Raw genomic sequence first — 13,045 nt, 5'->3', positions numbered from 1 at the left:
CGCTGGGTTCTTAGAGGGACGACACTTGGTAACAGGTGTCGTCTACTCGACAAAAACGTCTTACACTAGCAAAACCGCCAGCTTTTGCGTGGCGGTTTAATGTTAAGTATTACTTAATGATTATAACTCATCTTCTAATGTCGAAAGGCGTGAATTTCTGGTTGGAAAAGCGGTAATAACATAACCATCACTGCCCACTACAATGGCGACATTGGTGAATAGATAATGATAACGACCATAAACAAAAGTGACGGCTGCATACACTCTGCGTTGCCCTCCTTCGCCTGTTCTGGTTGTGATTCTTGGGTTACCGTCAACACTGGTTAAGGCTGCCATAATCATACGTGCCAGCATCTCGCGATTGTGAAAACCATGCTGCATGAAATCTCTTTGGTGACCACCATCTCTGTTGGTCCATATATGTTCTAGCCCGAAGCCAAACCTTTCACGGCGTCCATTACTTGCATCAGATAAAACCACGAATCTGCGATTATTACCAGGAGCGGCCCCATCATACGCAATTGCCCAAGTGTTGTTGGCTACTTCATTGTAAGTCATACGTGAGCTTACACCACTATTGGTAAATGCTCTTACCATGGTATTGAAGTTTGCGGAATTCCTGGTGTAATAGTCTCCACCAGTTTGCAAAAGGGGAGGCAAGCTAACGACAGTGTCTGTCGGTCTTCGATTCGCTCTTCTGCGTATTTTTTGTACACATTGGAAACCATCGTCATCTTTTACTTCTGGATCGCTGTTGGCGCAAGAGCCTGTCAGAACATTTTCATTACGTTTCTTGCCTTTTTTATTCCTTCGTGAAACAAGTTTATCGGGTTTCACATTTGACGCATTGGCAACTAACATAGCGCTATTTAACAGGTCTATAGCCGCTTCAGGGTTGTGATTGATAAAGTTGTTGAGGTGCTGATTGCCAGTATCAACTGATAGTGCAGGGCCTGCTCCTTGCGCGGCAAGGTTAAGATGCTCTTGGACATCGTTAATTACAGCGCCTAGCTGATCACGGGTAAGATCCCCGATAAGGTTTATTGCTTCACTTTGTTCTATCGTGCATGTTCCTTCATCGGCATCCGTGTTTACATTGTCATCACAAGCTAATACATTCATTGCCGTGTTAAACGCATCGGGATTGTCATCATGTGGTGGAGTTTCTATCACTTCATAAACCACATTATTGTTGTTACCCGTTGGTTGAGGTTCATCGACAATAAGAGGAGGAACATTGGCGATTGGTTGATGGTTTTGTACACCACAGATGCTAGGCTCTCCCAACAATCTAGCGAATGCCCAAGCCCCTAGACTTTGTAATGACTGAATGAAGTCCTCCACACATCTTTTTTGACGTCGATGCGCAGTGGGTAGCTCCAAAGGTATCGCAGTTTGCTGGGCTAAAACAAGGTTATCGACATCGTTAGCGTATCTATCTTCTCGCGCAGGATCAGAAGCAGCGATATGTTTCCCACTAAAATATTGGTCCTTAATTGCTTCTGAGCTTGTGCTGTATAGAAGGTGATAAGATGACCACTGATTTTGTGAATACTCATCGGTTCTAAAGTGGATTGGGCTGCTAAGCAGTGCGTCACCTACAACGGTAACACCAGTTTCAGGGAAATACTCAGCATTATTCAGTTCCAAAGAAATATTGGTTTTCTCGATTAGCTGTTTTTGCGCTTTATCAGAAAAAATATTTAGGGTTGCCAGTACATACCCTTCTTCAATACCTTGCTCAAGGTTGAGCTTAAATTCCCAATACTTCATCAAAGGGTTACCTGAACCAGGCGTATAAAGATAGGAATCTAAAAGTGGTGGAGTGGGGCCGAGGGCTCGGTCTCCAGTACCGTTATATCGCATGTGAAGGAAGTTTCCGTTGATCTTTCCAGTAAGACCAACATATCCATAATGCCCATCTCGGTCTTTGGATACTTGTGAGCTTGGTGCTGAAGCTTCACCTACTGCTCTGATCATAAAGCTTGTGCTATTATCCGCTTCGACCTTGACTAGCATTCTAATTCGACTAACTAGGTTTTCACCATACTTTGCTTCTGATACTTGATCTGTCGTTGCTGTATGTAATACGCCGTCTCTAAGCTCTTGATCAATAGCTAACTCATTGTAAATAATCTTTTGATATTTGGTTTCACTACTGGTATCAATGGCATAGAAACTCCCACTTTGCTTGGTACAAAGGCTTTGCCCGGTTGGAATATTTGGGTCGTTGTCTTCGATATTAGAGAGATACTCAAAAGCGTCATGGACAGTGTTAATGCTGTTATCTCGGGTTATCGCTAGTGTTTTTCCATTGTCTAGAAAATACCTTCCCCACATATCGATCTTGCCTTGGTTGTAGAGCTCGGCAGACAGTTTTCTGGCTTCGGCTGGTTTGATAAATCGATAACCACTCTCACACCGCTCACCTTGGACTTCAACATGACTAGCAGTGATATCAATCACGGCCAGTGAGCTAGTTGAATATAGTGCGGATAGGCAAAGTATTATTTTCTTCTTATTCATTAAATTTACCTCTATTTGGCAGCAAATTAAATCTATATAAATGTGTTCAATTTTTAAAATAAATAATAGATTGATTAAAAAATAAATTGTTATAGTCGGCAAATATGACCAAAGCCTCAATTTATTAAAATGAATCAAAAGGTATTGGCTTTATTTCATTTCTCTAATTTTTTGAATAAAAAAGATATTTATCTATTTTTGTTTGTTTGATATATGAAATGTTGTTTTTATTATTGCCATTTTTAAAAACCCAACCTCAAGGTTTTTACTATATTGTTAATTTTAATTGAAATGCATGGTCTTATTATTGGATTTAGAGTTGATATGTATTTTAAAGTGTATTTTTACGTGAATATTTCTCTATTTTCTATGATTTATTACAATAAATTTAAGCTGATTTTTATTTAGTACTGAGCGCACTCTTTATTAACTTTTATGCAACTTGTTTGATTCTAATAAAATGCCCATTTAGGGGCTAAACTTTAAGTATGCTCAATGTGGTTTGGAGGTACGTATGAATGTTCTTATCCAATTTGATGCATCAGGTGAGTACAAGGATGGTACTTGGAAACAACCTATCTCTTTTTGCAAAGGAGAAATACACTCGGTCAGTCCGCTTTCGGCTATAGTGCTTATAGAACAGCACAAGGCCCATATTTATCATCAGGCTGATGATGAATACATGGACGGCTTGGATGATAGCTAGTGCATATTTGGCTTGGTTGACGTTAATGATACAACCAGAGAGGATCTTCCTCTCTGGTCGTTTTTATACGATTTTCAACTATAAAACCTGACGCTAAATATAAATTTTGCTTCTTGAGTACAGTACGGCATGGCCTGATACGATGATGTTATCGTCAGTTACATGGCAATAGACGATCCCCCCGCGTTTTGAAGCTTGGTAACCTTTTAAGTTATTTTCGTTTAGTTGAGATGCCCAATAAGGGGCAAGGGATGAATGAGCTGAGCCAGTAACTGGGTCCTCACAGTCACCCACATCAGGCCAAAAGTAGCGTGATACGAAGTCGTAATCCTTACCTTTAGCTGTAACGATAAGATCATAAGGAGCAAGTTCCACCAAGTACTCTCGGCGCACTTTTACCTGCTTTACCTGCTCTTCATTATCAAAGACGGCAAAATAAGCCTGTGGTGTTTTGAGTACTTTTGTTGGGCGAATAGAGAGTGATTCATACACTTCGGCCGAGCATTCGGATTCACTTGGCAACCTATTGGGAAAGGTCATTAGAATCCGACCAGAGAGATCTTTCTCTACTTCCAAGGTGCCGACATGAAGGGTATCGAATGAAATTACCCCTTCTAAATCGTAGAACTGATAAAGGCAGAAAGCAGCGGCGAGGGTTGCGTGACCGCAGAAGTCGACTTCAGAGCTTGGTGAAAACCAACGGATAGCGTACTGGTTAGCTCCGGTTGGTTTGATAAAGGCGGTTTCAGACAGATTATTCTCAGAAGCAATACTCTGCATGATATCGTCACACAGCCATTCGCATACAGGAACGATTGCTGCTGCATTGCCTTTGAAGCGTTGAGTGGTGAATGCATCGCAGACGAACATTTCGAGTTCCATACCAAATTCCTTATGTCTTGTCAGGTTGTCACAGGCATCATAGGTACCCTAGATAGTTTTGTAATGGATTACATCACATTTATGTGATCATCTTTGCCCAAACTGGTACTTTGCTTACATTGTGATTTTCGAGAGAAAAGGCTGAGAGTCATAGTCTCAGCCTGAGTTGTGTGTATTAGCTGGGCGTTAGATATGCATTAACGAATCGTGATTTAACTGGCCGATGTCGTTCGCGCCAGTCAGCGTCATGGCCACTCTCATTTCTTTCTCATAGAGGTCTAGCAGGTTTTCAACTCCTGCTCGGCCATGAGCAGCCAATGCATAAATATAGGAACGCCCTAACATAGCGCAATCAGCACCTAAGGCGAGCATTCTCACTACATCAAGTCCAGATCGTATTCCTGAATCGACAAATATCTTTAAATCCCCTTTAACAGCATCGGCAATGTAAGGCAGCGCTTTAGCGGATGACAGAACTCCGTCAAGTTGGCGCCCGCCATGATTGGAAACGACAATACCATCAGCACCAAAACTAACGGCATCTTTTGCGTCTTGTTGGTCGAGGATACCTTTGATTATCATAGGACCATCCCAAAAGTCGCGAATCCATTCTAAGTCTTTCCAACTAATTGAAGGGTCGAAGTTTTCTCCTAGCCATCCGATGTAGTCTTCAAGCTTAGTGGGTTTGCCACGATAGGTAGAGATATTGCCGAGATCATGAGGTTTTCCTAACACGCCGACGTTCAACGCCCAGTCAGGGTGACGCATCGCTTGAAAAACTCGTCGCATTGCTGCGTTCGGTCCACTCATACCCGAATGGAGATCGCGATAACGCGCACCGGGAACTGGCATATCGACAGTAAAGACCAGTGTGCTTACTCCAGCTTCCTTTGCGCGTTCAAGAACATTTCGCATAAAACCACGATCTTTTAGTACATATAGCTGAAACCACATTGGTCTTTTAAGCCGTGGAGCCACTTCTTCAATAGGGCATACTGAAACCGTTGACATAGTAAAAGGAATGCCTCTTTGTTCTGCTGCTAAGGCGGCTTGAACTTCACCACGTTTAGAATACATGCCGGTTAAGCCAACGGGAGATAGAGCGATAGGAAGGGCAAAAGATTCACCAAATATCTCTGTTTTGATGTCCACCTCGGACATGTTCTTCAATACTCGCTGTTTAAGTGCGATGCTCGCTAAGTCTTCGCAGTTACGCTTTAATGTTTGTTCGTTATATGAACCACCATCTATGTAATGAAACAAGAAAGGTGGCAGTTTTGCTTGCGCGGCTTTTCGATAGTCAGTTGCAGATGAAATGATCATAAATGGCAGTCCTAGATTGAAACAACGAGTGAATAAAGCATTGATTGGTCGCTTTTATCTCATGAGTGCATCAGTTACTCTAAGGCCATAGATTGCAATAAGCCCAATGATGCCAGTGAGAAGTAGGTAATATATTGTCGGTAAAACGGTTTTACGTAATGTTGCACCTTCTCGTCCTAGTAGCCCAACAGTTGCGGATGCGGCAACTACATTATGTATGGCGATCATATTACCTGCCGCCGCCCCAACGGCTTGTAGAGCGACTACGGTTGCACTAGAAATAGATAAGGCTTGAGCAACTTCAAACTGAAATTGGCTAAACATCATATTGGATACGGTATTTGAGCCAGCAATAAAAGCACCCAGCGCTCCGATGGATGCACTGAGTGCTGGAAAAGCATCACCGACTAAGCCTGCGGCGAAATTAGCTGTGGTGACTGGCATGCTGGCTAAATCAGCTCCATTTATGCCAGAGTTGATGAATATTCTCACCATTGGGATGGTAAAGACTAAGACAAAACCAGCGCCGATAAGTGTTTTGCTGGACTCACCAAACGCTTTGACTAGAGGTTGTGTGCTGCGTGATTGAACCAGAGTCGCTATTATTGCTACGAATACTAGGATACCTCCCGGCAGATATAGGGGCTGTATACTGGCACTGATATCAGTTTGGTCGAGAATTTGAGAGAAGGATAATTGAATATTTACAAGCAGCATTTTAAAGTCACTACTCACACGACTTAGTACTAAAACTACAGCGAGTAAGACATAAGGAAGCCAAGCCAGCCAAATGTTCAAAGGCTTACCTTCGGATTCATTAAGTTCAATTTTGAGTGACCCTAACCATTCTTTTGGCCAGAGGGATTCTTGCTCAAAATCCCAGGTAGTGCGGGGAACTAAGAATCCTTGTTTTGCTGCTGAGACCACAATGGCTAAGCCAATTAAACCACCAATTAATGACGGGAACTCTGGCCCAAGGAATACTCCGGTTAACGCATATGGAATGGTGAAAGATAATCCTGCGAAAAGTGCAAATGGAACAATATCTAGCCCTTCAGTCCAACTTTTATTCTTACCGAAGAAGCGGGTTAGCATTACAGCCATGAGTACAGGAATGAGTGTGCCCACACAAGCATGAATAATAGAAACGCTTGCTGTGATTTGCTGTAGGTAGTTGTCCCAGCTTGAGCCATTTGCAACCAGCGCTTGACCGATATTATGACTATCTAGTCCTTTATTGACGCCAACTATGATGGGAGTTCCAACGGCACCGAAAGAGACAGGTGTGGATTGTATCATCATGCCCATTAATACTGCGGCTAGGGCGGGAAAACCGATAGCCACGAGCAAAGGCGCAGCAATGGCTGCTGGTGTGCCAAATCCTGATGCCCCTTCAATGAAAGACCCAAAGCACCAAGCTATGATAATGGCTTGCACTCGACGATCGGGAGAAATATTTGTGAAGCCATTTCGTATAGTTGAAATAGCACCAGTATGTTTCAGGGTATTGAGAAGAAATATAGCGCCAAAAACAATCCAAAGAACGGATACAGTAATGACGAGTCCTTGCAAAGTAGAAGCTAGGATCCTAGAAGACGACATATCCCAGATATAAAATGCTACCGCGACTGTTAAGCCAAAAGCAATGGGCATGGCTCGTTTGGCTGGCCAGTTGAGGCCAACGAGTAATACTGCGGCCACCACAATTGGTGAGAAGGCCACTAAGGCCAGTATTGTTTCATTCATAAGTACATCCTCGTACAAATAGGCCTTAGGGCTCCTCAGAATCTCTTAAGTTTTTCAGTTGTGACTTTTGTGTTAATTTCTAGTGAAATTAACGCTTTATTTTTTATGGATACAGGGAAATAATGAAAAAAATTGATTCCAAAAATCGCATAATAATATGAAAGCAGATGACATCATTCTTTTCTCTCAAGTGGCTGACTTGGGAAGTTTCAGCAAGGTTGCTGAAGTAAATAGCCTTACGAATTCAGTAGTTAGCAAAAGAATTGCACGCTTGGAACAAGATGCAGGAACCCAGCTCTTATACAGAACAACACGCAAATTAACTTTAACCGAAGCTGGTAAAGCTTTGAATAATAGTGCGAAAAGTGTGAAGCAGGCTGCCCAAGAAGCGATGGACTCAGTATCAGGTTTTGGAGAAAGCATCAGTGGTCGGATAAAAATGTCGGTACCATGTATATCTGGAGAATTGGTTCTAGCTGATGCAGTGGCTGAATTTTGTACCTTTTATCCAGAACTAAAGATAGATATGTCACTTGATAATCGTTTTGTTGACCTTGTGGATGGTGGTTATGATCTGGTTATTCGGACTGGGTACTTAGAGGACTCAAGCCTGATTGCTCGGCATATCCTAGATTCACAATGGGTGGTGTGTGCCTCACCTTCTTATCTTTCTCGTAATGGGAGACCACTTAAACCCCATGATTTAATCCGCCACAATTGTTTGCAATATGTTTATCAGACAACAGGTGCCTCTGAATGGGCGTTTAAAAGCACTTCGGGGAATTACATTGTTAAAGTCTCAGGAAGTTTTTCAACAGATAATGCGATAGCACTGCGAAAGGCTGCAATTGGGGGCCATGGTATAGCCTATGTGCCTCGATGTTTGGTTTATCACGATATTCGCAATGGTCAGTTGATTGACGTTTTTCCCGATTTAGTTGCTAAGCGCTTAGGGATCTATGCTGTCTATCCATTTACTCGTCAGCCTCCTAAAAAGATAAAACTGCTGATCGAGCATATTCGTACTCGCTATCTTGAAATTGCTCATTATTTTTGAACAAGGTTTTAAATAGAGGAAAGCCGATGTATTAATGACATCGGCAGTATGATTATATTTGATGGGTTAAGCGGCTTCGATTTCTTCTTCGTCTAGATCAAACGAGGCGTCAATGAGCTTTTTAGTGTATTCATTCTTTGGAGAATGAAAGATCTCATCTGCTGTTCCTTGTTCCATCACTTCTCCTTTTTGCATCACTAAAACACGATCCGAAAGTGCTTTGACTACGCTCAAATCGTGGCTGATGAATAGAAATCCAATGTTATGTTTTTTCTGGATATCCTTAAGCAAATCAATCACGGTCAGTTGGACGGATCTATCTAACGCGGAGGTTGGCTCGTCCAATAAGATAAACGAAGGCTCTAGTATTAGAGCGCGAGCAATGGCGATGCGTTGCCGTTGTCCCCCCGAGAATTCATGTGGATAGCGGTTAATGGAATGAGGATCAAGGTGAACTTCTTTAAGAGCTTGACGTGCCCGCTGCATGCGCTGCGAATGACTGAGCTGAGGTTGGTGTACTGTTGAGCCTTCAGTGATGATATCACCCACTGTCATACGAGGAGACAGCGAACCATAGGGATCTTGGAAAACCATCTGTACGTCTTTTTTGAGGGCAAACCGCTCTTTATTGGTGAGCTCTTCCATATTTTGGCCCTTGAAAGTAATCTTACCTGTCGACGGTAGAAGTCCGATAAGGGCGCGGCCAAGTGTTGATTTCCCAGAGCCAGACTCACCTACAATACCAAGTGTTTCCCCTTGTTTAAGTTCGAGAGATATTCCTTTAACTGCCTCAAAGTATTGGTTATGACTTGGAATAAAGTGGCTTTTAATCAGAAACTTCACTCTGATATCTTCAGCCCTAAGCAGTGGGGGCGCGCTAGGTTCTACAGGATCTTTACCGCCTTTAGGCACTGAGTTGATCAGCATTCTGGTATATTCATGGTGAGGATTAGAAAACAGCTCACTACACTGGCCTTCTTCCACGACATCACCTTTACACATGACGATGACTCTGTCTGCCAGATGTTTTACTACGCCTAAGTCATGGGTGATAAACAAGATGGCCATGCCCATCTTCGCCTGAATCTCTTTGATTAGATTGAGCACCTCGGCCTGTACAGTGACATCGAGTGCTGTTGTTGGTTCGTCAGCGATGAGAATATCTGGTTCGTTGATAAGGGCCATAGCAATCATTATGCGTTGAAGCTGACCTCCGGAAAACTCATGAGGGTATTTGCTATAGGCCTGCTGGGGGTTGGGTAAGTGAACCAGATTAAACAGCTCCAATACTTTCTCTTTTGCTTGAGAGCGTGAGACGGGGCGATGACACATGATTGCTTCGGCAACTTGAATGCCAACTCGCATGAAAGGGTTTAGTGATGTCATCGGTTCTTGAAAAATCATACCAATACGGTCACCACGTATTGTTTGCATGGCTTTTTCTGACATTGTTAATAGATGTTGGCCTTCAAACAAAATTTGCGACTCTTTATCGACAATCCCATTTTTCGGCAGTAGTTGCATTACAGCGTTGGTTGAAACGGATTTTCCGCTTCCAGATTCACCGACAATTGCGAGAGTTTCTCCTTGGAATAACTCGAAATTGACATTCTTAACTGCATCTACAATACCATCATTGGTTGTAAAACTGACGGAGAGGTTTTTTACCTCGAGAATCGGTGACTGTGACATTTAAATTCCTTTTTTATTCATTTTTTAATGAGATCTGCCTAAAGCATTTCCATAACCTTTTAAAGTGGCAAAATGATGGTGGGCTTTTTGAACATGCTCAAATTCTAGCATCCACTGCGCATTTCTTTGAGCACTGCAAAATGCTCCCATATGAGACAAAAGATCGTTACAACTTCTGTCTAACATTGAATGTGTTGCTTCAATCAGTTCCGTGGGTTCGATAGAGATAAACTGCAGCAGTCCATAACTTTGATTGAGTAGATCAAATGCGTTTTGATACTGGCCCATTTTGTTCAATATCTCTGACTGAGATATCGCTGAATCTCTTAAGCTTCTTAGTAAGCAACCGAATTGGCAGGGTTTTGTGTGCTCATCATTGATGGCGTTGTGAATATGGCTGGGTAAATGGGTGAGTACTTGGTCATATAAGTTATGGGCTTCGGGCCAATGACCTTGCTCCAACAATTGCTCTGCTTTTAAATAATTAGTCCAGCACTGTTGTAAGTCCATGTTTGATTTGCTCCACCAAAGTTTTCACAGCTTCTATTTAAATGTAATTTACTATCTATTGCAAATAATTATCATTTAGTTGTTTGTTTGACAACGAAATTGGTTGATATTTGTCCACTTGAACTCTCAACGTGCCTAAGTCACTAAAATATAAATAAAACTAGCCTACACTTGGAACTTATAGAGCAAAGAATATAACGATAAGGAAAGTAGAGATGGCAATTCAAAGGCTTGAATCACGTCAGCTGTACCATGCAGCGCAGCTAGAAATGCTGCCATGCAAGTCGACGAAAGAGCTGGCTCCTATTGATGAAATTGTTGGTCAAGAGCGCGCGCAAAAAGCGGTAGAGTTTGCAATGTCCATTAAAGAAAAGGGCTACAACATCTATGCCATCGGCCAAAACGGCTTGGGTAAGCGTACTATGATTTTGCGCTATTTGAATCGTCACCAACATGACGTAAAAACGCTTTATGATTGGTGCTATGTTGCAAACTTTGAAGATATTAGAACGCCTAAAGTACTGGCATTACCTAGAGGTATTGGTAGTCAACTTAAGCAAGACATTGAGAAACTGATGTCAAAGTTGGTTAATGCTATGCCTCTCGCTTTCGATAATGAGCTCTATTACAGTCGAGCAGACAAACTTAAAAATCAGCTAGCTCAAAAGCAAGAGGCTGAATTGGCGGCCATCACTAGAGATGCGAAAGGTAAGGGGATTAGCTTAACCATAACCAGCCAAGGTGACTATCAGTTCGTTGCCATGGATTGTGACGAAATGCATACCGAAGAGTCATTTGAAGAACTGACAAAAAAAGAACAAGAGTATTTTGGCACAACGATCGATGAGCTTGAAATCAAGCTGCGAGATATGGTTCGCCAGCTGACAGAGTGGGAAGAAGCCTACAGTGAGAAGATCAAAAAACTCAACGATGATGTCACACTAGATGTTATTACTCACTTCATCAAGCAATTGAAGAAAGATTACTCTGGCTATCCGACAATTAAAACCTATTTGACCGAGTTGCAGCAGGATATTGTTGATAATGCAGATATTTTTCTTGAGCAAAGTGGCGAACAAGCAGAAGTAGCAACCGCATCACTAGATAAGAAGCTGCCCAGACGCTATAAGGTTAACGTTCTTGTAAGCCGTAAAACGGATGAATTTCCGATCGTGGTTGAAGAAAACCCGAATTACCATAGTTTATTTGGTTATATTGAGACAGCGACATTTAAAGGTACCGTATTTACGGACTTTTCACTGATCCGCCCTGGCAGCTTACACAAAGCGAATGGTGGTGTGTTGATGATGGATGCACAGAAAGTCCTAGAGCAGCCCTATGTTTGGGATGGCCTGAAGCGTGCATTGAGAGCTCGAAAACTCAGTTTTACGTCACTCGAGAAAGAAGTCACTCTGACTGGCACAGTATCACTTGATCCTGAAGCAATACCGCTTGATGTGAAAATAATTTTATTTGGTGATTATCGTACTTATCAGCTTCTGCAACACTATGATCCTGAGTTTAGTGAGTTATTCCGTGTGACGGCCGATTTTGAAGATGAAATGGTTCGTACTCCAGAATCTGAGTTGCAGTACGCGCGTTTTATCTCAAGTGTGGTGAACGACAACAATATGTTGCACTGTGATAAAAAGGCCATTGCGCGAATCATTGAACATAGCTGTCGATTGTCTGGGGATCAGACGAAGTTATCTTTACATTCAGCCAATATTGCTAATCTTCTCAGAGAATCCAATTATGTTGGTCGTCAAGCGAACTCGAATATGATTCGTGCCAGTCATGTTGAGGAAGCATTAGCAAATCAGGAGCTTAGAGTTAGTCGCTTAAAAGACAGTGTGATGGAAGGTTTTATCAATGGAACCACATTACTCCAAACACACGGCCACTCCGTGGGTCAAGTCAATGCTCTCTCGGTGTTAAGCACCAGTGAGTACATGTTTGGGGCGCCAAACCGAATCACGGCTACGACATGCTATGGAGATGGTGAGGTAATAGATATCGAGCGAAGTGTCGACTTGGGGGGGAGCATTCACTCAAAAGGGGTCATGATACTTACCGCTTACCTATCTTCAGTATTTGGCAAGACCGCTAAGGTGCCTCTTAAAACCACTATTACCTTTGAACAATCATATGGAGGTGTTGATGGTGATAGTGCGAGTATGGCTGAGTTTTGTGCAGTAGTATCGGCATTTTCACGTCAACCTAATTGTCAGAGTATCGCAATTACAGGCTCTATGAATCAGTTTGGCCAAGCTCAACCGATTGGAGGGGTGAACGAGAAAATTGAAGGTTTCTTCGATGTCTGTGGGATTAAAGGCCGCAGCGATAATCAGGGGGTTATTATTCCGAGAGCAAATATGCATAACCTGATGTTAAGACCTGATGTGGTTAAAGCGGTAGAACGTGGCGAATTTCACATATGGGCTATTGATCATGTAACAGAAGCCATTGAACTGTTTATGGGTAGACCTGCGGGCGAGCCGAGTGATGAAGGTAGTTACCCGATCGATACGATATTTGGTATTGCTCAGGCAAAATTAAACGCTTTAAGAAAATAATCGGTTCAAACTATATCGGGCTTTCGA

At 42.4% G+C, this 13,045-nt stretch carries 9 protein-coding genes; 3 read left to right on the top strand and 6 right to left on the bottom strand.

Going from position 1 to position 13,045, the window contains the following annotated elements; translation table 11 throughout:
- Window positions 1-120: 120 nt before the first annotated feature.
- Window positions 121-2,526, bottom strand: a complete 2,406-nt coding sequence (locus AAFM34_RS13550) for a hypothetical protein (RefSeq protein WP_341663691.1) — start codon at window positions 2,524-2,526, stop codon at window positions 121-123.
- A gap of 514 nt (window positions 2,527-3,040) precedes the next feature.
- Here AAFM34_RS13550 and AAFM34_RS13545 point away from each other — a divergent pair.
- Entirely contained in the window at window positions 3,041-3,232 is a 192-nt protein-coding gene (locus AAFM34_RS13545; protein WP_341663689.1) for a hypothetical protein, read from the top strand.
- A gap of 93 nt (window positions 3,233-3,325) precedes the next feature.
- Here the strand turns inward: AAFM34_RS13545 and AAFM34_RS13540 are convergent, their stop codons facing one another.
- From AAFM34_RS13540 to AAFM34_RS13530, 3 genes are all read right to left on the bottom strand, one after another.
- Complete coding sequence (locus AAFM34_RS13540; RefSeq protein WP_341663687.1) at window positions 3,326-4,114, bottom strand: PhzF family phenazine biosynthesis protein; 789 nt, start codon at window positions 4,112-4,114, stop codon at window positions 3,326-3,328.
- A gap of 186 nt (window positions 4,115-4,300) precedes the next feature.
- The gene (gene lldD / locus AAFM34_RS13535) at window positions 4,301-5,437 is read right to left on the bottom strand and encodes an FMN-dependent L-lactate dehydrogenase LldD (protein ID WP_341663685.1); all 1,137 of its coding nucleotides are present in this window, start codon (window positions 5,435-5,437) and stop codon (window positions 4,301-4,303) included.
- Between the two features lie 54 nt (window positions 5,438-5,491).
- Complete coding sequence (locus AAFM34_RS13530) at window positions 5,492-7,183, bottom strand: L-lactate permease (RefSeq protein WP_341663683.1); 1,692 nt, start codon at window positions 7,181-7,183, stop codon at window positions 5,492-5,494.
- A gap of 157 nt (window positions 7,184-7,340) precedes the next feature.
- On the opposite strand from AAFM34_RS13530, the gene AAFM34_RS13525 reads away from it, so the two are divergent.
- Window positions 7,341-8,240: a LysR family transcriptional regulator gene (locus AAFM34_RS13525; RefSeq protein WP_341663680.1), complete on the top strand. Its 900-nt coding sequence runs from the start codon at window positions 7,341-7,343 to the stop codon at window positions 8,238-8,240.
- A 66-nt stretch (window positions 8,241-8,306) separates the two neighbouring features.
- On the opposite strand, the gene AAFM34_RS13520 is transcribed toward AAFM34_RS13525, so the two are convergent.
- Together AAFM34_RS13520 and AAFM34_RS13515 are read right to left on the bottom strand one after the other, a co-directional pair.
- On the bottom strand, window positions 8,307-9,932 hold the full coding sequence (locus AAFM34_RS13520) for an ABC transporter ATP-binding protein (RefSeq protein WP_341663678.1): 1,626 nt from the start codon (window positions 9,930-9,932) through the stop codon (window positions 8,307-8,309).
- Window positions 9,933-9,956: 24 nt separating this feature from the next.
- Window positions 9,957-10,442: a hypothetical protein gene (locus tag AAFM34_RS13515; RefSeq protein ID WP_341663676.1), complete on the bottom strand. Its 486-nt coding sequence runs from the start codon at window positions 10,440-10,442 to the stop codon at window positions 9,957-9,959.
- Between the two features lie 215 nt (window positions 10,443-10,657).
- On the opposite strand from AAFM34_RS13515, the gene AAFM34_RS13510 reads away from it, so the two are divergent.
- A complete protein-coding gene (locus AAFM34_RS13510; RefSeq protein ID WP_341663674.1) occupies window positions 10,658-13,018 on the top strand; it encodes an ATP-binding protein in 2,361 nt (786 codons plus the stop codon).
- The last annotated feature ends 27 nt before the right edge of the window (window positions 13,019-13,045 follow it).

The organism is Vibrio sp. (assembly GCF_038138445.1).
In the GTDB taxonomy this organism is placed as follows: domain Bacteria; phylum Pseudomonadota; class Gammaproteobacteria; order Enterobacterales; family Vibrionaceae; genus Vibrio.
Note: the sequence above shows the minus strand (reverse complement) of the source record. Positions and strands in the feature narration are given on the sequence as shown.